This is a genomic window from Candidatus Pyrohabitans sp., assembly GCF_054014795.1.
In genome coordinates this window covers 1-21035 of the sequence record NZ_JBPMGE010000085.1, presented here as the reverse complement: position 1 = coordinate 21035, position 21035 = coordinate 1, and the positions used below count along the sequence as shown (strand labels likewise).

The window sequence follows — 21035 nt, the reverse complement described above, 5'->3', positions numbered from 1 at the left end:
GTCGCAACCTCCTTATATGACTCCCTTGCCGTACTCTGTGGAATACTTCCGCGACTCGTATCTGCCGCAGTTCGGGCACACGAGCTTATTGCCCTCAAGCTTCAGCGCTATGTTGCAGTTTGTGCAGTAAGCCTTAATTGCACCCAGCGGGCGCTCAACTATGCTCAGGGCGATGGGCACCCGCCTGGTGTTTGTAACCTTGGCGAGAACCACATCCCCCATCTTTATCTCACTGTCTATGTCCTGCACATATGTGCTGCGGAGCTGGGAGATGTGGATGGTGCCGTAGACATTGCCCGGAAGCTCACGCCGGCTGTTCAGGATGCGTACAAGCCTTACCAGGGCAAACTGCTGCTTTACGTCTATCACCTTGCACACCACTATGTCGCCCATGCGGGGCTCGGGTATGGTGTTTATCTTGGGCTCAACCTCAATCTTGCGCTCCTTCATGTCTATCTTGAGAACCCCTGTCAGGGAAGCAAATATCCTGCCATTCTCCTCATAGGTACCTTTCCCGGGGATGAACTCCTCACTGAAGCCCAGCTCCTTGCCGGGCACCACAAATTCACCTGCTTCAACCATCTCTAAGCCTCCAATATTCGGTATATATCAACCTCAATAAACTTCCTCTCTTTCCTGTGAAAATCGTAACTCCTGGGCAGCTCAAGGCGCACTGGTTTGAGTTCTGCCACCCTGCCGCCGAGCTCTCGAACGTAGCGCAGCACAAAGCCTCTGCTTTCGCGCTTGTGAATTGAATAAACCACAGGCGCAATTTCCAGCGCCTTCTCAAGGAAGGCTCTATCAGCACCCTTAACATGCACCCCAAAAGGCGGATTCTGAAGCACGGTATCTGCGCTCCCGCTTATATCTCTGACGTCAGCCAGAATAAACTCTATGTTATCGAGAGCAAATTTTTCAGCATTTTTTTCAGCGAGCTTGATTGCCGAGCTGTCGCTGTCAACGCACACCACGCGCTCCGCCCCGAGAAGTGCCGCGCCTATGCCCAGCCTTCCGGTGCCGCACCCCAGGTCGTATACAACCTTCCCGCCGATGTCGCCCTTCAGGTGCGCGAGTATGAGAAGCTCCGCCGCGAGGGGTGCCGGGGTGAGGTACTGCTCCAGCTCGAGCTTTGGCTCGCTGAAGCCCTCACAGCGCTGCAACAGGATCTCAAGTCTTTTTTTGTCCACATTCTAAATTTGCACAGATATTATAAACTCTTTATGTTCCATATGCCCCCCGCCATCGCATGTAACCCCGCTGGAAAAATAGGACACTCACCGCAGCCTCGGCAAAATCGCCGGCACGCGGGAGCGGTACTCCTCATAGGCATCGCCGAACTCTTCGCCGAGTCTTCGCTCCTCCATGTAGATGCCAAAGCCGAAGTACAGGGTCGCGAGAAGGTAGAGCAGCACATCCAGGGCGCGAAGCTCAGGCGAGGCCCAGATGAAGAGCAGGGCGCCGAGATACATGGGGTGGCGCACCCTCGCGTATAAGCCAGAGGTAACCAGCCTCTTCTGCTCCCGCCTGAGGCCCAGAAACTCCGCCATGCCTGTCTGAATTATGCTCACCACCAGGATTGCTGCCCCCGCAAGCTTGACCAGGAGCACCAGCACAGCCGCTGCGCCGGTGACGGAGAGCAGCAGAGGTGTCTCTCCACGTCTAGCGAACCAGTAGGCGGCGAAGGGCAGCACCGTTGCAAAGCTCAGCAGGGTGTAAATCAGGCGATACCTGGCGCCTTCAAGCTTAAGTGCCCTCCCTGCCCACGCCTTGAAGAACCTGGCGGCTGTGAGAGAGTGCACTAGGGCAAAGAGTCCAAAGAGTGCGCAGAGCACTGCGTAGACGCCCATACCTCAGCCTTCCAGTGTGGGCAGCAGAATCCTGAATGTGCTCCCCTTCCCGGGCTCACTCTCCACGCTTATCTCTCCCCCGTGGCGCTTTATTATACTGTGGCTAACCGCCAGGCCCAGGCCGGTGCCATTCCTCTCCTTCGTGGTGAAGAAGGGGTCGAAGATTCGCGAAAGGTGCTCCTTCTTTATCCCCACGCCCGTGTCGCTTATCTGAATCTCCACCTTCCCGTCCCTCCTCCGGGTGGTTATACGTATCTCCCCTCCCTGGGGCATGGCGTGGCAGGCGTTGGTTATTAGGTTCACAAGCACCTGCTGGAGCATGGTCTTGTCCCCGGCGACCTTCGGCACGGCCTCAAGCTCCTTCGCCACCCTCACACGATGCCTCTTGATTATGTCTGCCAGAAAACTCAGCATCTCCTCTATCGCAGAGTTTATGTCCACCTCCTCAAAGCTCACAAAGCCCTCCCGGGAGAACTCCAGCAGTCCGCGTATTATGCTGGAGGCACGCTGCACCTGCTGGAGTATCATGTTCACATCCTCCTCCCTTATATCCCCCGCCTCCATGTCGTCCTTTATGAGCTGCGCAAGCAGGTAGATGTTGTTCAGCGGGTTGTTGAGCTCATGGGCTATCCCCGCGGCGAGAACACCCAGCGAGGCGAGCTTCTCTGAGATTATAATCTGCTGCTCCATCCGCTTGCGCTGCGTAACATCCCTGGAAATGGCGAGGATGACCTTCTCACCCCGAAACTCCATCAGCTTCGCACTCACCTCAACCGGGTAGGTGGTGCCGTCTCTGCGGAGGTGGTCCGACTCAAAAAATATGCTCTTCCTCTCAAGCAGCTTCCCTATAATCTCATGGAACATCTGCCTCCTGTGCTCCGGAATAATATCCTGAATCTTCATCCCGAGGAGCCTTTCCCTGGTGTAGCCCAGGCGCTTCGCCGCGGCCCTGTTAACCTCCAGTATGTTGCCCTCCAGGTCATGCATAAATATGGAATCCAGAGCGCTGTCTATCAGGGTGCGGTACCTCTCCTCGCTCTCGCGCAGCGCCTCCTCGGCACGCTTGCGCTCTATTGCAAAGGCGATGTGGCTGGCGATGGTCTGGGCCAGCTGCACCTCCTCCTCGCTGAACTGATGCGGGGTATTGTAATAGCTCATGAACTTCCCCAGCAGCTTCCCCCTGTACACCAGCGGTATGAAGGCCAGGGCGCGGATGCCCTCATCGAGAACCACAGCCCGCAGCTCCCCCAGACCGGGATCCTCCGCCACATTTGAGAAGAGAACCGGCTGCGGATTCTTTTCTTCGTGCAGCCAGGGCGAATGCCCCTCCACCTTCTTCCTGTAGCCTTCGGAAAGTCCACGCCAGGCCTTGAAGCGCAGTACCCCGTCCGGGTCAAACAGCAGTATCGCCGCTCTATCCGCCCTGAGGGTGCGCTGCAGGGCGTTTAGCGCTTTTTCGTATATCTCCTCAATGGCCCCCGCCCGGCTTACCGCATCTGCGATGTAGTAGATTGTCTGGAGCTGGTCCAGACGCCGATGCAGCTCTTCCTCGGCGCGCTTCCGCTGGGTGATGTCCCGCATAATGGATATGAAGCCCTTAATCCTACCCTTCTCATCCTTCAGAGCAGTTGCATTGAGCTCCACGGGAAAGCGCTCTCCGCCCTTCTTCACCCTCTCGGTCTCATAGCCGGAGATGTACCCCTTCTCGGAGGCGACCTGCATGCAGTGCTCCGCCTCCCCCTCCCTGTCCTCGGGCACAAGCACAGAGATGTGCCTGCCTATTATCTCCCTTCCCGAGTAGCCGAAAAGCTTCTCGGCATGGGCATTCCAGTAGGTTATCCTGCCCTCCAGGTCGATGCTGCATATCGCCTCCGAGACGTTCTCCACTATGCTAGCCAGTATCTTCAGCTTTTCCTGCGCCCTCTTTATGTCGGTGATGTCTATGAGATTGCCCTGCACAGCGGGCTTGCCCTTGTACACTATTGGCACAGAGTAAACAAGTGCATCCCTCTTCTCCCCGTTCTTGCGCACCCCCCTGAATTCAAAGCGCGCTGCCCCCGCCTCGCCGCGCTGCCTTTTAAGCGTCCCCGGTATTATGTGCCTGCTCTCAGGCGCTATCAGCTTGCGAAAATCCATGCCGATGAGCTCTTCCCTGGAGTAGCCGGTTATCTCGCACAGCTTCTGGTTTACAAACTTGAAGATGCCGTCCTGAATAATGTATATGCCGGTGTGGGAATTCTCCACCAGCGAGCGGTACTTCTCCTCGCTCTCGCGCAGCGCCTCCTCGGCACGCTTGCGCTGGGTGATGTCCCGCATTATCACCTGAATACCCGCCACCTTTCCTGCCCTGAGGATGGGCCTGCCCCTCGCCTCCACCCAGAATATCTCACCCTTCGCATCCTTCACGGGGTACTCCTGAAAGCTGTCCGGCGACTTCTTTGTTTTCAGTATATGGGACAGCCTCTCCCTGAGTCTCTGATGAAACTCGGGAGGGACAAACTCCTCCATCTGCCTCCCCACTATCTCCTCCTTTCTCAGGCCCACGCGCTGCTCCACGGCGCGGTTTGTCTCCTCTATAACCCCATCCATGTTAAAAACAAGAATTAAATCGTTTGCATTCTCAAATAAATCCCTGTACTTCTGCTCAGATTCCCTGAGCTTATCTATGAGCTCCCTTGGCCCGGGTTTATCCTCGCAGCACATGCTCTCGCCTTATCCAGATTTATATCTCTCAAGCCTTTTAAATATTAAGTAGTAGAGGCAGAGAAGGGCTGCGAGGGCAAAGAACACAGGGAGGCGCATCTCCAGGGGCATGTCCACACCGCCCGGGTGGAGCTGCCACGCCTCCATGCTGCGGATGCGCTGGTAGAGTGCAAGATTAACCCCCATGAGAAGTGCAGAGGCGACGCCGAGAAGCCTGCGCTCGCCCAGCCAGTGGATGAACAGCAGGAGCAGGAGCATCGCATAGCTCAGCACCAGGAAGTAGAAGCGGGGCTCGCTGGCTGTGAAGGCGCCCCAGGTGGCGCGTTCAAAGAGGTAGATGACCACCAGATTCGCAAGGGCGAAGGGGAGGCCGGTCAGTGCAACCCTGAGGGAGATTCTCCGGCAGGCTGCCTCCCTCAGGGAGCAGATGCCCAGCAGCAATGCCAGGTAGAGGGAGCCCAGGGAGATGTAGAGGAGGGGCAGGTGCAGGTAGAGCAGCCTGTAGCTCCCGCCCAGAAACTCCTCCTCGGGCGTGAGGTATGCCAGCACCGCGGCCATGCTCGCTAGCACTGCGAGGGCTGCAATACATCTCCTCTCACCCACGCCCGGCCCTCCCGAAGTCCCGCCTGAACTCCGCCAGAAAGTCTGCGAACTCCCCCGCCTCTATGGCGCGCCTCGCATCGCCCATCAGGGTCTGCATAAAGTGGAGGTTGTGCAGTGTTGTAAGACGCATTCCCAGGCTCTCGCCCGCCCGCATCAGGTGGCTGACATAGGCGCGGGAGTAGTTGCGGCATGTGAAGCAGGTGCAGCCTTCTTCAAGCGGCCCAGAGCTGCGCAGGTGCTTTGCCTTGGTGATGCTGTACTTGCCCCTGCGGGTGTAAACAGCGCTGTGCCTCGCATTCCGGGTGGGAAAGGCGGAGTCGAATATGTCCACACCCCTCGCTATGGCTTCGAGCACCTCGACAGGCGAGCCCAGGCCCATCAGATAACGGGGCTTCTCCTCCGGCAGCGCTGAGAGGCTCACCTCCAGCATATTCAGCATGAGCTCTGCGGGCTCTCCTATGCTCAGCCCCCCTATGCCGTAGCCGTCGAAGTCAAGCTGTGCAAGCTGCCGGGCGCTCTCCTGGCGGAGCTCTGCGCAGGTGCCCCCCTGCGCAATTGCAAAAAGCAGCTGCTCCTCCCGGGTATGTGCGCTCAGACAGGCGCGCGCCCAGCGAGTTGTGCGCTCAACACTCGCCCTGTAGCGCTCTCCAGCCTCGCCGTAGGGCGGGCAGTCGTCCAGCGTCATGGCCACATCGCTGCCCAGGGCCTCCTGCACCTCCATGCACAGCTCGGGTGTGAAGACATGCCTCGAGTTGTCAAAGGGCGAGCGGAAGGCTATGCCACGCTTTGTGAACTCGGGCTTAAATTCGCGGCGTAGAGCCTGAAAGCCCCCTGAATCGGTGAATATCGCCCCCGGAAAATTCATGAAGGCGTGGAGCCCTCCCGCAGCGGAGATGACCTCCACGCCCGGCTTGAGGTACAGCACCAGCGCATTGGAGATTATCGCCTCCACCCCCAGCTCCAGGAGCTCTTCGCTCGCCAGGGTTTTGACGCCCGCCTTGGTGGCCACGGGCATAAAGCAGGGGGTTTTCACTGCCCCATGTGCTGTGTGCAGCCTCCCTGTCCTCGCCTCTGTGGCCGTGTCATCGCAGGAAATGGAGAATCCCATGGCATTTAATTTTGCAGAGGAACCACTATAAAAGTTTAGGGCTTTTTAACTCCCTTCGCCGTGTTTTGATTTCTTAGAACCCTATATACTGAGTCTCTGATCTGGTCTGGGGCTGAGTGCTAGCGGTGGAATCGGCGGCGGGAGTCTGGCCTTTTCAGCAACCACTCCGATGAGAGGTAGAACGCCCATAGAAATACCGTTCTCGATGGAGACCCTCACGTCCAGAGGCAGCTCATTGTACCCTTTGTTACTCCATATGTCGTATACTCTGTGTATCTGCTCCTTATTCTCATCGCTTAGAAGGGTCACCACGCTACAGTCCACGACTCCAATCTCTCTTCTCCTTCCATTGTCTTCCTCATAGTAGCCGATGGAGACCCGGTGCCTGCCTCTTATTGATGTAGGACTATACAGCTCTGGAGGTTGCGGGGTGTGGTTGATGTCTATCCTGACATTGCGCATCGCTTTGATGTCAGGTATTTCATCACGACTGCTGATCTCCAGCTTCTTAATCTGAATCTCTACTAGCATGCTCACGACCTCTCTGCAGATCTTTCTGAGGGTTCGTAAATGACTTTTCTAAGTGGCGGGCCGGGGTGAATTGTAATGTGGGTCTTCAAATCAGCAAACTCTATCCGCGAAGGTGTCCACACCACCGTTACGCCTCCTTCCCCTAGCAGAACAGGGGCATCGGTTTTGAGCGACCTGGAGTAGGTGGGTAATAGTGGAGCGACCAGCACGCCTGTGGTGGACAGCGACTCAAATAGCGACTTCACGAACTTCTGCCCGTATGGGGATATTCTGTAGAAGGAGTACCTCCTCTCCTTGAAGTCATCCCTGAAGAAGTTCTCAATGAGACCTCCCCTTTCGAGCGCCTTTAGATGCGGCCACATCCTGTTGTTCTTAAGCCTGAGCAAGTTTCTGAGCTCTGTAAAGCTGAGTTCACCCTCGCAGAGCAAAGCACCCAGGATTGCCTGCCGCACCCTGTTATCGAACGCTTTAGTCGCTTCCCTGATCTCCTCAGGAAAAATACCTGCGTAGTGCTCGATGGCATCCTCATATTCTCCTTCTGCGCTCCTAGGCATAAAACTTCACCTCTCAGGTCAGATTTATCTGACCTGTCTTAAGGTATGTATAACTTATATATAAATATTGACGTCTAAAACTCAAAACATGCGAAGGAGGATGATGGAGGAGCTCTGTGGCCCTAACAACTTACTGGAGAAAAAACCGAGATTAAAGATTCTTATACTCGGCCCATATAGGCCGAAGATGGCCTTGGGGAGGCTGGAAGATGTCAAAGAGCACCTCATCAGTAAAGGGTATGAATCTGCCAAGCTGGCGAAGGACTTTGAACTCAGCGAGAGAACAGAGCAAGCGGTGTTTGAGATGAGCAGGAAGTTGATGGGAAATTGGGCCGATGCTTTGTTCTTCTTCTTTTTTAAGGAGGCTATAGGAAAAAGCAAAATAATAGGGGTATACGACGAATTCGTCACCCTCTGTGAAAGTATGGAATATAAAATAGATAATTCTGTGGTATTCATAGATAAAAGCATATACAAAGAACTTTCAATGATGTTTCGAGGCAGAGTTGCATGCTTTAAAGGAAAGTCTGATTTGAAAGTATCCTTTCTCGAATCGCAAGATGACGCCAGAAAGATGGCAGAAAAGCATGCGCTGAACATCCTCACAAAAGTGGGAACAACTCCTTGATCAATTAGGGTTGAAGAAAAGAGCACCTTCTAAAAACTGCCCTACTCCTTCCTCCTGAAAGTACCCAGCCTCGCTGCCCTTGGGAAAAGCTTATTAATGTAACGCTCCAGAGTTACCTAAAAAATGTGCTCATCTTCTCTCATGTTATCATCTTATCCATAGATGATAAAGCCCAATAGAACATGATATAAAAACTTGCTCAGCAGGAGGTATGATTATGAAGGCTGTTCTTGCATATTCTGGCGGTCTTGATACGAGCGTTTGTGTAAAGCTGCTTCAGGAGAAGTACGGATGTGATGTTGTCACCGTCACCGTGGATGTGGGCCTTGCAGAGGAGGAGCTGCGGGAGGTCGAGGAGAAGGCTCATTCGCTGGGCGCTGTGAAGCACTACACCATCGACGCCAGGGAGGAGTTTGTCAGGGATTACATCTTCAGGGCGATAAAGGCCAATGCGAGCTACGAGGGCTACCCGCTGAGCACCGCTTTAGCCAGGCCCCTTATTGCAGAGAAGGTGGTGGAGATAGCCCTGCGGGAGGATGCTGAGGCCCTCGCCCACGGCGCCACTGGCAAGGGCAATGATCAGTTTCGTTTTGAGGCGGTTTTCAGGACCCTTGCGCCCGGGAAGAGAATAATCGCGCCCATACGCGAGTTCAACCTCACCCGCAAAGAGAGCATAGCCTATGCGAGGAAGCACAACATCGCCATACCCGTGGATGTGGACAAGCCCTACAGCATAGACGAGAACCTGTGGGGCAGGAGCATTGAGGGCGGCGCCCTCGAAGACCCCGCCTTTACACCGCCCGAGGAGATTTACGAGTGGACAGAGCTGCGCAGGCATGAGCCCCAGGTTGCGGAGGTGGAGTTCTCCAGGGGCGCGCCCGTGAAGCTCAACGGCGAAGCCCTGTCCCCCGTGGAGCTCATCACAGAGGCAAACCGCCTCGCCGGCGAGCACGGCGTTGGCAGAATAGACATGATAGAGGACCGCATCCTGGGATTGAAGGCCAGGGAGAACTACGAGTGCCCGGGGGCAACACTTTTAATCACAGCCCACAAGGCGCTTGAGGCGCTGGTGCTCACCCGCCGGGAGCTTGCATTCAAGGCGCAGGTGGAGGCGAAGTGGAGTGAGCTGGTCTACTTCGGCCTGTGGAATGAGCCCCTGCGCCTGGCCCTGGATGCCTTCATCGATGCAACGCAGGAGCGCGCCTCGGGTAAGGTGAAGGTGAGGCTGCACAACGGCAGCTGTGCCGTTGTCGGGAGAGAGTCCAGGAATGCGCTTTACTCCCTCGAGGCTGTCTCCTTCGACGACAAGACCATAGACCAGCGAAGCGTGGAGGGGATGCTGCGCTACCACTCCCTTCAGGCAGAGATGTACTGGGCGAAGAAGAAGCGCTAGTCCTCGCCGCGGACGAATATCCTGAAGAAGCCCATGGCTGCGAATATAATCACAGGGCCCAGGAGTATGCCCTTCGCCCCCAGGGTGGCGGTACCTGCGATGAAGCCTATGATGAGGGGTACCACGGGCACCCTGCCTGAGAAGCTCGCCACCGCCGGGCGGATTATCATATCAGGCAGCACACTGAGAAGGGCCACGCAGGTGACCAGGAAGAATGCCGCCTTGGTTGCGCCGTAGGTGAAGTACAGGTAGCCTGCCATGGGCGCATACACCAGCCAGCCGCCCACAATGGGTACGAGCGTCAGAACGCCTGTGAGGGCGCTCAGCAAACCCGTGAAGGGCAGACCAAAGGCCAGGTATACGCCGTAGGATAGCAATCCCGTGAAGAGCGCCGTGAGGAAGATGCTGTAAACTATCTGCCTGAGCAGGGTATCGAGATAGCTGAAGTAGGCAACTATGCGCTGGTCCGCGATGCAGGATGCATAGCTCTTTATGCTCCCGGCCTTTGCCACCAGGTAGAGGGCCATCAATGCCCCCAGGAAGAGCTGGAAGAATGCACCGCCCAGGGCCTTGAAGAAGCCCAGCACGCCGCCGAAGATTGTCTGAAGTAGAGCTTCATAGCCCTTTACATTTGTGAGGAGCCGGGGTATCTCCTCCACCCTGAGCTTTGTGAGGTTCACCAGCTCCCGCTGAAGTGCTGCAATGTACCCCTGAGCATCTATGCCGGCTGCCGCCAGCGCCTGCCTCGCCTCCGGCGTGCTCAGCAGGGAGAGCATCTCCACAGCAACCTTGAGTATTATGTAGAAGAAGAGGATGAACCCCGGCAGGAGCACAAAGATGGCTGTGAGGAGAAGGGCGAGGCGTGGGCGCTTCAACCGCGCTTCAATCCGCGTCTCTATGGGGTACAGGAGGTAGAACACAACCAGGGCGATGAGCAGCGCGGAGTAGATGGGTCTGAGCACATAGAGCAGGAACAGGAAGCCCAGGAGGATGAGACCAGCGAGGAGAATGCCCTTCACCTGCCTCTGGGTCATAGCCTCTTCAGCCACTCCTCCACACCCTCCACTGCCCTTCTGAGAATCGCCCCATCTTCATAATACCTGCGTTACTATTTAATGCGTGTCTAAAAAAGCTTTCTGAATGAGCACTACACCTCCACATTTAAGAATCCCCTTATAATGAAGCCTATGCTGAAGCTCAGGGCTGCGATTCCCAGGCTGATCACCGCCATTTCAGAGAATCTCTTCCTGAAGGGGATATCCCTGGCTATGGAGATGTAGAAGGTGAAGATGAGGATGACCATGAGCGCATTGAAAATCGTTACGCCCAGGCAGAGGTACAGGTTTTCAAATACCAGATAGGGGAAGATTAGAAATAAGACCGTCAGCACATAGGTTGTGCCCGTATAAGTCGCCGCCTTAAATGGATTCTGGGCGCCTCCCTCAGATTTTACGGACAGGTATTCCGAGGCGGCCATGGAGAGGGAGGCGGCGATGCCGGTGATCAGACCTGTTGCGGCTATGAGCTGCGTGTTCTGGAGGGCAAAGGTAAACCCCGCCAGGGCGCCGGTGAGCTCCACCAGGGCATCGTTGAGGCCGAGAACCATAGAGCCGATGTACCTCAGCCGCTCCTCGTCTATCAGGTTTATTAGCTGTTTTTCATGCTCATTTTCATCGCTGACAATACTCTCTGCCTCTGGCATGGAGCGGGAGATCTCCTCGTATATCAGCTGGGCCTGTTTCTCCCCCCTTTCGAGCAGCTTTATTCCGAAGGTTATTCCAAATATCCTGGAAATTATAAGGTACCTCCATATCTTCAAGCGGTCGGGCTTCACATCCCTGCGGGTATATTTTCTCCAGAACTTATAATGCCTGAGCTCATCCCGGGATATCTGCCGCAAAATGTCTCTGTTGTGGGGCTCTTTTACCGATTCGGACAGCCTTTTGTAGATGATGTGCTCTGTGATTTCATTCTTCTGGACGATTGAGATCCTGTCCAGCTCCATGGGGAGAGTCTATGGGCTGCCTGATATTTAACTCTGTTGTTATCATCCCGGCATTCTTATATGAGGCTGAAGGGAATCGCCTGCATATCCTCCATGTGCAGCGGCTCCACCAGCAGGGTTAAAATCTACTTCGAAGAGGGGGGCAGCACCTTCTACTGGGATGAGCTCTTTCCGCACAGGGTGAAGCGCTCGCCCACCGGCAGGGTGGGAGAAGCCGAGGTTAAGAGGTTTATCGCCGCATTGAGGCGCGAGCTCTCAAGGCAGCGCTTTACCAGCAATGCCTACTATCTGCGCAAGGCGCTCAAGGAGCTTACGGGAAGATAGCGAGAAAAGTATATATACCAAAACCCCATCTTAGAACCTGGAGTTAGTAATATGGGACAGCATTACCACTGTTCGAGATGCAACTCTGTCTTTGAGAAGACAGAAGGTACTTGGGCGATGTGCCTGAGCTGTGGTACTCTTGCGGTGACCAAGGTTGAGGTCACCGGCAGGCATGGCTAAAGCTCTCGCCCTCTTTTTTTAATTTTTTTGTTGCGGAGAGTGTTACGTAATAGGTAACAAAAGGTTTATATTGCACCGGGGTAACTCTCTTTTTGCTGTGTGATGTGACATGCCAGTAACGCTTGTTGAACTGGAAGAGGTATTTGAGAGACGTGTGGAGGAAATCGGCGGGAAGATAATCGCCTCTCCGGAGCCGGGGAGGTATCTAAAGGAGCTCAGGGAGGGCGCCGGCGTGACCCAGGAGGAGCTCGGCACACTCATGGACCTTCGCAGGGAGAGCATCTCACGAATAGAAAACGGGGGCATAACCCCCTCGCTGAGCTATGTGCGCAGATTTTCGCGGGTAATCGCCGCCCTAAAGATAGTGCGCGAACTCATAGCGCGGGAAGAGGTTTCGCTGCTGGCCGGGCGCAGCGATACAAACTTCTCGCCGCGCCTTCTGAGGCTCTGCCTGGGCTTTTCTGCACAGGAGCTCAAGCTGATTTCTGAACTGGGTGTTAAGAGTTATCAACGTACAAAGAAAAAAGCGCTGAGGAGGATAAGGAAATGAACATAGCATGGTTTGAGGATTTGGGTAAGGACGATGTGGGTATCGCCGGCGGCAAGGGCGCCAACCTGGGCGAGATGGTGCGCGCGGGTTTGCCTGTTCCGCCCGGCTTTGTGGTGACCGCCCAGGCCTACTCCTACTTCCTTAAAGAGAGCGGTCTTGCGGAGAGGTTGATGGAGATTCTGCGCAAAACCGACGTGGATCGCAACGACGAGCTTACAAAGGCTTCTGAGAAGATACGCGAACTCATAAACAATTCCCGGGTGCCTGAGGCCCTCGCCCGGGAGATACTGGAAAGCTACCGCGAGCTTTCCCGCAGGGCGAACAAGGAGGAGGAGTTTGTGGCGGTTAGGAGCTCTGCCACTGCAGAGGACCTGCCCGGCGCCAGCTTCGCGGGACAGCAGGAGACCTTCCTGAATGTTAAGGGTGAGGAGATAATAGACTATGTACGTCGCTGCTGGAGCTCACTCTTCACCCCCAGGGCGATATTCTACCGCGAGAAGAAGGGCTTCGACCACGAGCGCGTTGCCATCGCTGTGGTTGTGCAGAAGATGGTCAACGCCGAGAAGGCGGGGGTGATGTTCTCTGTGCACCCCGCAACGGGCGAGAAGGATAAGATTGTGATAGAGGCCGCGTGGGGGCTGGGCGAGGGTGTGGTCTCGGGCACTGTTACACCGGACCACTACGTGGTCGACAAGGACACAAACAGGCTTCTGCACAAGGAGATTGCAGTAAAGGAGGTAATGTTCACCAGGGATGAGAAAACAGGCAAGACCATAAAGCTTAAGGTGGAACCCGAGCGCGCAGGGGCACAGGTGCTCACCGAGAGTGAGCTCGCCCAGCTGGCGGAGCTCGGGAAGCGCGTTGAGGAGCACTTCGGCTCACCCCAGGACATAGAGTGGGCATATGAGGCCGGGAAGCTATACCTGCTGCAGTCGAGGCCCATAACTGTGCTCTACGAGAAGGAGGCCGAGGAGGAGGTGAGCGAGGCCAAGGAGGTGCTTGTCAAGGGCCTGGCCGCCAGCCCCGGAATAGGCTCCGGAAAGGTCAAGGTTATATTCAGCGTCAAGGAGCTGGACAAGATAAAAAATGGCGATGTGCTGGTAACTACGATGACTAACCCTGACATGGTGCCTGCGATGAAGCGCGCATCCGCAATAGTTACCGAAGAGGGCGGAATGACCTGCATCGGTGCCGGAGCCAGGCTTCTGACCCAGCGGGGTTTTATGCCCATAGAGGAGATGTACGAGAGGGTGAAGAGGGGCGAAAACCTCGAAGTTCTCTCCCTGGACAGCCAGAGCCTGAAGCTTCGCTGGAGAAGAGTGATAAACTCAATGAAGCGAAAAAGCCTGGCATTCAAGCTTGAGGTTTATGAGCACACAAAGCGGGGGGATACCATATGGATAACTCCCGACCACAAGATGATAACCCTCAACGGCAGGGGTGAGCTGGAGCTGCTTGAGCTGCAGGAGGTTGTGAACAGGGAAAAGAGCCTGCTGGTAGCCACGAAGATACCTGAGTTTGCAATAGCCTACGATACCCTCGCCGCCGAGCAGTTCTACCTGGCCGGAGTGCTGAGCTCCGACGGGGCAGTAGCCTTCAGGGAGGGAAGACCCATCGGGGTAAGATTTTCCCAGAAGGCCTGTGGAGCAAGAGTAGAGCTGATTGAGCATGTTGGCAGGCTGTTCAAGAAGTACTATGGATATGAATTCAGAGACTTCTCCAGCCACGGGGACATATCCTACAGGGGCTACACCTGGAAGCGCACCTCTGAGTTTTCCTGCAACCGCAGGGAGCCGGCGGAGTTTCTGCTGAAATTCAAGGAGAGGGGTGAAGAGATAATTCTGCTGTCCAATGAGGAAGAGATTCTCAACTTCCTGGCGGGCTATGTTGATGGAGACGGGCACTACAATGCACAGAAGGGATGGATTGAGATATGCGGCTCCGGCGACGACCTGAAGACCCTGGTGATAGCCTGCCTCAGACTTGGCGTTAGGCCGGGGGTCAGATTCAGGAAAAACGCCTGGGTACTCACAATACCCAACTCCCCACTGGTAGGCCAGCTCCTGGACATGACAAAGAGGATAAAGGCGGAGCCAAAGGAGAGGGTGGAAGGCGCAAGGAAGTTTGCTGCCAGGGATATTGTCGGCGAAATAGAAGGCATAGACCACAGGGGCTGGTTAAACAAGTACATAAAGCACAACATCTTCGTGGATGTGGAGAGGCTTCACAGCTATCTGAAGGATGAGAGGGCGAAGGCAATCGCCGCCAGATTTATGAACTCAGAGCTTGCATCTGTGAGATTCAGGTGCCTGGAGGAGAAGGAGATTGATGTGTACAACATAACAGTGGAGGCAGACAGCGACCTCGACCACAATTATGTGGTGTTCACCAGCGCCTTTACGCCTCTGGTGGTTGGCAACTGCCATGCCGCGATAGTATCGAGGGAGCTGGGCATACCCTGCGTTGTGGGCACTGGCGAGGCGACAAAGGTGCTCCAGGACGATATGGAGGTGACCGTGGACGGTACGCGGGGAGTGGTCTACAGCGGGCTTACGAAGGTCAGGGAGGAGAAGCGCGAGGAGGCTGCCGTGGCGGCGGCGCCCAAGATAGTAACCGCCACAGAGATAAAGGTGAACATCAGCATCCCGGAGGTTGCACCGCGGGTTGCACCCATCGCAGACGGCGTGGGCCTGCTGCGCGTGGAGCACCTCATCCTGGGCATAGGGAAGCATCCCATGAAGTTCATCCGCGAGGACAGGGAGAAGGAGCTCATAGACAAGATAGCCGAGGGGGTGCGCAAGGTGGCGCAGCCCTTCTACCCCAAGCCGGTGTGGTACCGCACCCTCGACGCCCCCACAGACGAGTTCCGGGGTCTGGAGGGCGGCGAAGACGAGCCCGTGGAGCACAACCCCATGCTGGGTTGGAGGGGCATTCGCCGCGCCATAGAGCAGCCGGAGCTTCTGCGCGTTGAGTTCAAGGCGATTAAGAAGCTTGTGGATGAGGGCTACAACAACATCGGCGTTATGATACCCCTGGTGCAGCACCCCGAGGAGCTCCGCAGAGCCAAGGAGATCGCCCGCGAAGTTGGCCTTGAGCCGCACCGGGACGTGAAGTTCGGGATAATGGTGGAGATACCCGCGGCGGCGCTGATAATCGAGGACTTCATCCGCGAGGGCATAGACTTCATAAGCTTCGGCACCAACGACCTCACCCAGTACACCCTGGCGGTGGATAGAAACAATGAGCGCGTGGCAAGGCTCTACACAGAGAAGCATCCGGCGGTGATGAAGCTGATAAAGATGGTCATCAAAGCGTGCCGCAAGGCTGGCGTAGAGACCAGCATATGCGGGCAGGCGGGCAGCTATCCGGAAGTGGCGAGGCGCCTCGTGGAGTTCGGCATCTCCAGCATCTCCGCAAATCCCGATGCCGTGCAGGCGATTCGGGAGATGGTGGCCAGGACAGAGATGAGGCTTCTGCTGGACAGGGCCAGGGAGGGCTAACCTCCCCTTCCCGGGTATGCCTCGGATTCTTCCTGACAGAGGGAGCTTCTTCGAGGGGCTGGCACTATTCGCCCTGGGAAGCATCGCGGGCAGTGTGCTGATAACCCTCCTCTACCTCTCCCACCCCAGGGCGGCGGCGCCCATCGCAGAGGCAGCCACGCGGGTTGTCGTGGCCAAGGTGGAAGCGGCCCAGAGTGCCGGCCTCGGGCTTGAGGTGGGCATCCTCCTCTCAAATCTGCTGGCGCTGGGTATAATAGTGCTCTTCCCGGCCTTTGCGTACCGGGTGGAGAGGGACAGGAGGTTCGCCTACTCCACTGTGCCCAGGCTCATGATGGTGCTCATAGGCTTTGAGAGCATCGGCATAACCTCGCCGCCCCTCTCGGACACCGCAAGCTACCTGTTTTTCCTCCTCTACCTTCTTCCCCACGGCGTGCTGGAGTTCAGCTCCCTCGCGGTGGCGTACACAATTGCCAGAGAGGGTTTCAGCGCCGCGAGATTCGGCTTTGCCTTCCTGCTGCTCATCCCGGCGGCCTACATAGAGACCAACATCTCACTGGGCTTTGCAGAAGCTGCGCTGCGGGTGCTCTCTGGCTAGTCCACCTGGTTGAGCTTTATCCTCACCTTTACCACCGGGTCGATGGGGTCGTTGGACCTGATGTAAACCTCACGGATTACATAGCCCCGCAGGTCCGGGTGAACCGTGGGGTCATAGTAGACCCGCAGGATTGCTGTTTCGCCGGGCGCAAGCCTCGCCTCCCAGTCGGTTGGGTTACTGCCGTCGCCCATGTCCATGCCGAACCTCGGGCCCTCGACGCCGTTGACCACAAGCGAGGCTGTGGTGCATCCGCAGGAGGTGGGCAAACCTGTGATGACCAGCTCCTTTGTGCCCTCATTCCTGATGTGGAATATCGTCTCAAGCACGCTGCCGCGGACGCTCACATTGCCCAGGTCGACGCTGCCCGGAAATGCGCTTATCTGGGGTCTATCTTTGGGTGCATTTTTGCTCAGGTATGCCCTGAACTCAGCCCTCGCGGCCTCATCCCTGAAGGATTCCATGCCGTAGCGTGCGACGTACTTTGACATCACCTGCATCTTATCCATGCCGGCGTCGATCAAGCCGTCCGCATAGGCCTTGCGCTCTGTTGCAAGCTCACAGCACCCGGCATTTATCGGCTCGCCGCAGCAGGGGCACTGAAATGCATTGTAAATCTCATCGTAGGCGACCTTAACCCCGTCCTCAGAAGACGCACCCCCGGAGAAGCTGGACGCCGCATATCCACCCGCTCCGCCCAGAAGAAAAATAGCCGCCAAAAGGAGGGGCAGGTACCTGCTGTTGACCGGGATTCTGCTCATTGACGGGCTCTTGTCCACCCGCCTTATCTCCTTTTTCCCAAATCTCTACCAATTTCCCAGCAAGGTTTATATATCGCAATACGATATCGTTATACGATACCAATGCTCAGAGAATTCTTCCTCGGCTTCATAAAGATACACATCCTCTACCACGCCAGCAGGGGCGAGATCTGCGGCGTTGAGATGATGGAGGAGCTGAGGAGGCACGGCTACGCCATAAGCCCCGGCACCCTCTATCCCACCCTCCACCAGCTGGAGGAGAAGGGCTACCTCAGGAGCGAGGAGAGGGTGGAGAGGGGGAAGGTGAGGAGGTACTACCACATCACAGGGCAGGGAAGGCGGATGCTCGCTGAGGCCAGGGGAAAAATCCGCGAACTCGTGGAGGAGGTTCTGGAATGATTGAGATAATAATCTTCATAATTGGGATAGCCCTCGTAGTTTGGGGGACTGAGCGCTTCGTGGAGGGCATGATAGGCTCGGCCCTTGTCATAGGGGTCTCCACCTTCGCCCTGGGCGTGATCTTCGGCGGCTTCGACGCAGAGAACCTGGCCACGGGCATCGCCGCCGGCCTTAAGGAGCTTCCCGGCATATCCCTGGGCACAATAATAGGCTCAGGCATATTCCTCCTGGGCGCCGCGGTTGGCATAACCGCCTTCCTCGTACCCCTGGAGGTGAGGATTCCCAGAAGGTACATCTACCTGACCCTCCTCTCACCCCTGCCCATGCTGGCCCTGATGCTGGACGGCACCCTCTCCAGAATTGACGGCCTGGTGCTGCTGCTCATCTCACTGCCTCTGATAGGATACATAGTCAGGGACTCCAGACACAGCACCTTCCTGGAGGAGGACGAGGAGTTCGAGGAGGTGCTGGAGGAGAAGGAGAAGAAGCCGGGATGGTATTTCCCTGTGCTAATGTTCCTGGGCCTGGTGATAATAATCGCGGGAGCAGAGCTTCTAGTGATGGGGGCAAGGGGAATAATCCAGAGCTTTGGAATAAGCGACACCCTGCTCGGCATGGTCTTCGTGGCGGCGGCGGTTAGCTTCGAGGAGGTGGCCAGGATGGTGGTGCCCGCCTGGAAGGGCAGGCCCGAGATAAGCATGGGCAACATCCTGGGCACTGTGCTCTTCTTTGTGCTCTTCAACGCAGGTATAATAGCCCTCATCGCCCCCCTGAGGGTGGAGCAAAGCGTTGTGTACTTCCACTTCCCTGCCATGATGCTCATCCTGGCAGCGACCTCGGCGTTTATGCTCAGGGGGAGGATAACAAGGGGCAATGGCGTTGTGCTTTTCTGCCTATACGGCATCTACCTCGCCCTAAACTATTACCTCTAGGAGCTGTTAGAATGGATAAAAAGATTGCCGGAAAGACAAAATTCGGAGAGATAGATATAGACGACCTGGCGGGTATGCAGCCCTGCATGAGCAGGGTGATGCGCCAGTACACAGAGAGGTACGCCATAATGTACCACGCGTGCAGGGCGCGCAACTGGAAGCTCGGCCTATACCAGCTCAAGGAGATAAGGGAGGTCGCCGCCGTTGGGGCAAAGACGCGCCCCCGGTGGAAGCAGGAGCTGGAGGACTTCGACACCGAGTACCTCGTACCCATAGAGGAGGCTATGAGGGGCGAAGACTGGGAAGCCTTTGAGAGGGCCTACACCAGGAGCACCGATGCGTGCAATGAGCTGCACCGCAGAATTGGCTACGGCTACATAAAGTACCGCCTTCCAGAGGCACCGCCCGACTGGCTGGATTTAAGCCCCGAATAACCCCGAGGCGGTTATCCCGGGCATGGGCGCTTGACTACCTCAGCCTGGCCATCTCCAGCTTTATGCCAACGACCGAGGCGACGCCTGCAAAGGCCAGGCTGAGGGAGGATGCGAGGGCGGCACCCATTATTCCAAAGTGGGGTATGAGCAGCAGGTTGAGGAGGACATCAATGACCGCGGCGATGCCCAGAATCTTCATGGGCTGCGCCGGCCTGCCCAGCCCCTGGTATATCCCTGAGTTTACGCTGAAGAATCCGTAGAAGAGGCTGCCCAGCACCAGAATCCTGAAAGGCCCAGCAGCCTCTGCATAGGCGGAGCCGAAGAGGAGTGTTATTATGGGCCCGGCGAAAAGCAGGGCGGCGGCGGTGACGGCGCCCAGCACAGGGAAGAGCAGCCTGTAGGACCTGGCCACCTGCGCCCTTATGGCGGCAGCGTCGCTCTCTGCACTCAGGGCCGCAACCCTGGGCAGGAGCGCAGCGGTGAGCGCCGAGGCGAAGGCCAGACCCAGCCTTGCTGTGGGCGAGGCGGCGCTGTATATGCCCACCTCCTGGGGCGGGAGGTAGACGCCCAGCAGGAGGATGTCCACGTAGGCGAGGGCAAAGGCAGCCACAGAGGTCAGCGACACTGGTATTGAGAAGATGAAGACGCCCCTGAAGGCCCCGAAGCTCCTCGCCGCTGTTGAGATTCCCAGCCTGCGGAACAGCATGCAGGCGAGGAGCACAGCTGCGACGAAGCCCAGGGTGGAGCCCAGGATTGCGCTGTTCGCCGTGGCCGAGAAGAGCACCACGAGCAGGAGGGCGAAGCTTATCCTGAGCCCCTGCTGCGCCGAGAGCACAAAGGCGAGGGTGCCGAAGCTCCTGAGCCCCTGAAACACCCCTGAGAGCGCAGCCAGGGCGAATCCGAAGGGCAGCGCAATGGCCGAGAGGCGCAGCGTGGTCACAAGGGAGGGCTCGCCGAATATGTCGATGGCGAGGGGTGCCAGGGCAAAGAAGAGGGCACCCAGAAGCACGCCGGCGAGGGTGTAGTAGAGCAGGGCAGAGGAGGCTATCTCGTCCCGCCCGCGCAGGTCGCCCTTTGCCTGCCTCTCAGCGATGAACCTCGCCAGGCTGGGCGCTATCCCGGAGGAGGCGAGCACCACAACAAAGAACTGCAGGGGCAGGGCGAGGTTCAGGAGGCCGAACTCATAAGGCGATAGCAGCCTGCCCATCAGTATGCGGTACACATAGCTGCCGAAGCGCACTGCGAGGTTGCTCAGGGTGAGGGTGAGGCTGGACCTGAGGAGGCTCATTCTTTAGCATATAACCCGGGCGGATAATAAGGGTTTTGATGGTGGTTAACAAAAAACCTGGGATAATGCTGCCAAAGACGCAGCCCGACCAAAGGGCGACGGAAATCGCCGGAGATATTATCTCCGACCTAAGGCGGAGGTACGGGGTGGGCTTCCCCATCAGGACGCCCGCTGTCTACACCCTGGAAACCTCCCGTCTGGCAGAGCTTCTGAGGTTTTTGCTCAGGGACTTCCTCCTCTGGCCCATTGCGCTGCGCAGCCCTGAAGCACCCGCCCTGGGCGCCTACGATGCGGGCCTCCTCTCCGGCGAATCGCCTGCAATCCTCGTCCCGCGCGGCGACATCTCCACCCTGGAGCACGAGGTGAGGCACCACTTCGCCTTTGAGCTGAGACGCCGCATATACGCCGAGGGCCCCGCCCTGGACTTTCTGAGGGACTACTACTGGAGCAGTAAACACAGGAAGATAGCCGGGAAGAGGCGCAGGGCACTGCTGAGGGAGGGGAAAGGGCGGGCCGAACTCCTGGCACTCTTCGGGGCTCTCGCGGAGGGGAGATTTCCGGAAAGCGGACACCTCCCGGAGGCTGTTGCATGCGTTATAGCTGAGGCATCCCCCTGGGTGGGCGAGGGCTTCGCAGCCGAGGGGAGCTTCATCGACGCTGCGAGGGCGCCCCTGAAGCTTGTGCTGGGCCTTTCGGCGGCGGC

General features: G+C 56.9%; 23 protein-coding genes. 11 read left to right on the top strand and 12 right to left on the bottom strand.

Going from position 1 to position 21035, the window contains the following annotated elements:
* Positions 1-12: 12 nt before the first annotated feature.
* From ACXJJW_RS08990 to ACXJJW_RS08955, 8 genes are all read right to left on the bottom strand, one after another.
* Positions 13-582, bottom strand: a complete 570-nt coding sequence (locus ACXJJW_RS08990; RefSeq protein WP_456475407.1) for an exosome complex RNA-binding protein Csl4 — start codon at positions 580-582, stop codon at positions 13-15.
* Between the two features lie 2 nt (positions 583-584).
* On the bottom strand, positions 585-1187 hold the full coding sequence (locus ACXJJW_RS08985; RefSeq protein WP_456475406.1) for an METTL5 family protein: 603 nt from the start codon (positions 1185-1187) through the stop codon (positions 585-587).
* An 87-nt stretch (positions 1188-1274) separates the two neighbouring features.
* The gene (locus ACXJJW_RS08980) at positions 1275-1847 is read right to left on the bottom strand and encodes a methyltransferase family protein (protein WP_456475405.1); all 573 of its coding nucleotides are present in this window, start codon (positions 1845-1847) and stop codon (positions 1275-1277) included.
* A gap of 3 nt (positions 1848-1850) precedes the next feature.
* Positions 1851-4550 (bottom strand): PAS domain S-box protein, encoded by a 2700-nt coding sequence (locus ACXJJW_RS08975; RefSeq protein WP_456475404.1) that lies wholly within the window; start codon positions 4548-4550, stop codon positions 1851-1853.
* 9 nt (positions 4551-4559) lie between these two features.
* Entirely contained in the window at positions 4560-5153 is a 594-nt protein-coding gene (locus ACXJJW_RS08970; protein WP_456475403.1) for a hypothetical protein, read from the bottom strand.
* Positions 5146-6261, bottom strand: a complete 1116-nt coding sequence (gene tgt / locus ACXJJW_RS08965; RefSeq protein WP_456475402.1) for a tRNA guanosine(34) transglycosylase Tgt — start codon at positions 6259-6261, stop codon at positions 5146-5148. The genes ACXJJW_RS08970 and tgt overlap by 8 nt, the downstream gene beginning before the upstream one ends.
* An 81-nt stretch (positions 6262-6342) precedes the next feature.
* Positions 6343-6792, bottom strand: coding sequence for a hypothetical protein (locus tag ACXJJW_RS08960; protein WP_456475401.1), 450 nt, complete (start codon positions 6790-6792; stop codon positions 6343-6345).
* Positions 6793-6794: 2 nt separating this feature from the next.
* Positions 6795-7346: a winged helix-turn-helix domain-containing protein gene (locus ACXJJW_RS08955; RefSeq protein WP_456475400.1), complete on the bottom strand. Its 552-nt coding sequence runs from the start codon at positions 7344-7346 to the stop codon at positions 6795-6797.
* An 88-nt stretch (positions 7347-7434) separates the two neighbouring features.
* Here ACXJJW_RS08955 and ACXJJW_RS08950 point away from each other — a divergent pair, with 88 nt between their 5' ends.
* Together ACXJJW_RS08950 and ACXJJW_RS08945 are read left to right on the top strand one after the other, a co-directional pair.
* Positions 7435-7974: a hypothetical protein gene (locus tag ACXJJW_RS08950; protein ID WP_456475399.1), complete on the top strand. Its 540-nt coding sequence runs from the start codon at positions 7435-7437 to the stop codon at positions 7972-7974.
* 217 nt (positions 7975-8191) lie between these two features.
* Positions 8192-9367, top strand: a complete 1176-nt coding sequence (locus ACXJJW_RS08945; protein WP_456475398.1) for an argininosuccinate synthase — start codon at positions 8192-8194, stop codon at positions 9365-9367.
* Here the strand turns inward: ACXJJW_RS08945 and ACXJJW_RS08940 are convergent.
* Together ACXJJW_RS08940 and ACXJJW_RS08935 are read right to left on the bottom strand one after the other, a co-directional pair.
* A complete protein-coding gene (locus tag ACXJJW_RS08940) occupies positions 9364-10416 on the bottom strand; it encodes an AI-2E family transporter (RefSeq protein WP_456475397.1) in 1053 nt (350 codons plus the stop codon). The two genes, ACXJJW_RS08945 and ACXJJW_RS08940, sit on opposite strands and share 4 nt — an antisense overlap.
* A gap of 98 nt (positions 10417-10514) precedes the next feature.
* A complete protein-coding gene (locus ACXJJW_RS08935; RefSeq protein WP_456475396.1) occupies positions 10515-11372 on the bottom strand; it encodes a VIT1/CCC1 transporter family protein in 858 nt (285 codons plus the stop codon).
* Positions 11373-11432: 60 nt separating this feature from the next.
* Between ACXJJW_RS08935 and ACXJJW_RS08930 the strand changes: the two genes are divergently transcribed.
* The 5 genes from ACXJJW_RS08930 to ACXJJW_RS08910 all read left to right on the top strand — a co-directional run bounded on the left by ACXJJW_RS08930 (position 11433) and on the right by ACXJJW_RS08910 (position 16521).
* Complete coding sequence (locus ACXJJW_RS08930) at positions 11433-11696, top strand: hypothetical protein (protein ID WP_456475395.1); 264 nt, start codon at positions 11433-11435, stop codon at positions 11694-11696.
* A 51-nt stretch (positions 11697-11747) separates the two neighbouring features.
* Positions 11748-11876, top strand: coding sequence for a hypothetical protein (locus ACXJJW_RS08925; protein WP_456475394.1), 129 nt, complete (start codon positions 11748-11750; stop codon positions 11874-11876).
* 109 nt (positions 11877-11985) lie between these two features.
* Entirely contained in the window at positions 11986-12426 is a 441-nt protein-coding gene (locus ACXJJW_RS08920) for a helix-turn-helix domain-containing protein (RefSeq protein WP_456475393.1), read from the top strand.
* Positions 12423-15926 carry a PEP/pyruvate-binding domain-containing protein gene (locus tag ACXJJW_RS08915; RefSeq protein WP_456475392.1) on the top strand — a complete coding sequence of 1168 codons (3504 nt, stop codon included), beginning with the start codon at positions 12423-12425 and terminating at the stop codon, positions 15924-15926. Before ACXJJW_RS08920 ends, ACXJJW_RS08915 begins: the two co-directional genes overlap by 4 nt.
* A gap of 16 nt (positions 15927-15942) precedes the next feature.
* Complete coding sequence (locus tag ACXJJW_RS08910) at positions 15943-16521, top strand: hypothetical protein (protein WP_456475391.1); 579 nt, start codon at positions 15943-15945, stop codon at positions 16519-16521.
* Here ACXJJW_RS08910 and ACXJJW_RS08905 read toward each other — a convergent pair.
* A complete protein-coding gene (locus ACXJJW_RS08905; protein WP_456475390.1) occupies positions 16518-17279 on the bottom strand; it encodes a DUF1573 domain-containing protein in 762 nt (253 codons plus the stop codon). The two genes, ACXJJW_RS08910 and ACXJJW_RS08905, sit on opposite strands and share 4 nt — an antisense overlap.
* Positions 17280-17381: 102 nt before the next feature.
* On the opposite strand from ACXJJW_RS08905, the gene ACXJJW_RS08900 reads away from it, so the two are divergent.
* From ACXJJW_RS08900 to ACXJJW_RS08890, 3 genes are read left to right on the top strand one after another with little or no spacing between them, the layout of a single operon-like run.
* On the top strand, positions 17382-17678 hold the full coding sequence (locus ACXJJW_RS08900; RefSeq protein WP_456475389.1) for a PadR family transcriptional regulator: 297 nt from the start codon (positions 17382-17384) through the stop codon (positions 17676-17678).
* Positions 17675-18610: a sodium:calcium antiporter gene (locus ACXJJW_RS08895; protein ID WP_456475388.1), complete on the top strand. Its 936-nt coding sequence runs from the start codon at positions 17675-17677 to the stop codon at positions 18608-18610. Before ACXJJW_RS08900 ends, ACXJJW_RS08895 begins: the two co-directional genes overlap by 4 nt.
* An 11-nt stretch (positions 18611-18621) precedes the next feature.
* Positions 18622-19044, top strand: a complete 423-nt coding sequence (locus ACXJJW_RS08890; protein ID WP_456475387.1) for a hypothetical protein — start codon at positions 18622-18624, stop codon at positions 19042-19044.
* Positions 19045-19078: 34 nt separating this feature from the next.
* Here ACXJJW_RS08890 and ACXJJW_RS08885 read toward each other — a convergent pair whose 3' ends face one another.
* Complete coding sequence (locus ACXJJW_RS08885; protein ID WP_456475386.1) at positions 19079-20332, bottom strand: flippase; 1254 nt, start codon at positions 20330-20332, stop codon at positions 19079-19081.
* A 65-nt stretch (positions 20333-20397) separates the two neighbouring features.
* On the opposite strand from ACXJJW_RS08885, the gene ACXJJW_RS08880 reads away from it, so the two are divergent.
* Positions 20398-21035: hypothetical protein (locus ACXJJW_RS08880; RefSeq protein WP_456475385.1), on the top strand; the 638-nt coding region annotated here is incomplete at its 3' end.

Excerpts from the sequence above, each read along its gene's own strand:
- ACXJJW_RS08990 (WP_456475407.1), bottom strand. The coding sequence starts at position 582 with ATGGTTGAAGCAGGTGAATTTGTGGTGCCCGGCAAGGAGCTGGGCTTC.
- ACXJJW_RS08980 (WP_456475405.1), bottom strand. The coding sequence starts at position 1,847 with ATGGGCGTCTACGCAGTGCTCTGCGCACTCTTTGGACTCTTTGCCCTA.
- ACXJJW_RS08975 (WP_456475404.1), bottom strand. The coding sequence starts at position 4,550 with ATGTGCTGCGAGGATAAACCCGGGCCAAGGGAGCTCATAGATAAGCTC.
- tgt (WP_456475402.1), bottom strand. The coding sequence starts at position 6,261 with ATGGGATTCTCCATTTCCTGCGATGACACGGCCACAGAGGCGAGGACA.
- ACXJJW_RS08960 (WP_456475401.1), bottom strand. The coding sequence starts at position 6,792 with ATGCTAGTAGAGATTCAGATTAAGAAGCTGGAGATCAGCAGTCGTGAT.
- ACXJJW_RS08955 (WP_456475400.1), bottom strand. The coding sequence starts at position 7,346 with ATGCCTAGGAGCGCAGAAGGAGAATATGAGGATGCCATCGAGCACTAC.
- ACXJJW_RS08950 (WP_456475399.1), top strand. The coding sequence starts at position 7,435 with ATGCGAAGGAGGATGATGGAGGAGCTCTGTGGCCCTAACAACTTACTG.
- ACXJJW_RS08945 (WP_456475398.1), top strand. The coding sequence starts at position 8,192 with ATGAAGGCTGTTCTTGCATATTCTGGCGGTCTTGATACGAGCGTTTGT.
- ACXJJW_RS08935 (WP_456475396.1), bottom strand. The coding sequence starts at position 11,372 with ATGGAGCTGGACAGGATCTCAATCGTCCAGAAGAATGAAATCACAGAG.
- ACXJJW_RS08930 (WP_456475395.1), top strand. The coding sequence starts at position 11,433 with ATGAGGCTGAAGGGAATCGCCTGCATATCCTCCATGTGCAGCGGCTCC.
- ACXJJW_RS08925 (WP_456475394.1), top strand. The coding sequence starts at position 11,748 with ATGGGACAGCATTACCACTGTTCGAGATGCAACTCTGTCTTTGAGAAG.
- ACXJJW_RS08920 (WP_456475393.1), top strand. The coding sequence starts at position 11,986 with ATGCCAGTAACGCTTGTTGAACTGGAAGAGGTATTTGAGAGACGTGTG.
- ACXJJW_RS08915 (WP_456475392.1), top strand. The coding sequence starts at position 12,423 with ATGAACATAGCATGGTTTGAGGATTTGGGTAAGGACGATGTGGGTATC.
- ACXJJW_RS08910 (WP_456475391.1), top strand. The coding sequence starts at position 15,943 with ATGCCTCGGATTCTTCCTGACAGAGGGAGCTTCTTCGAGGGGCTGGCA.
- ACXJJW_RS08905 (WP_456475390.1), bottom strand. The coding sequence starts at position 17,279 with ATGAGCAGAATCCCGGTCAACAGCAGGTACCTGCCCCTCCTTTTGGCG.
- ACXJJW_RS08900 (WP_456475389.1), top strand. The coding sequence starts at position 17,382 with ATGCTCAGAGAATTCTTCCTCGGCTTCATAAAGATACACATCCTCTAC.
- ACXJJW_RS08895 (WP_456475388.1), top strand. The coding sequence starts at position 17,675 with ATGATTGAGATAATAATCTTCATAATTGGGATAGCCCTCGTAGTTTGG.
- ACXJJW_RS08890 (WP_456475387.1), top strand. The coding sequence starts at position 18,622 with ATGGATAAAAAGATTGCCGGAAAGACAAAATTCGGAGAGATAGATATA.
- ACXJJW_RS08885 (WP_456475386.1), bottom strand. The coding sequence starts at position 20,332 with ATGAGCCTCCTCAGGTCCAGCCTCACCCTCACCCTGAGCAACCTCGCA.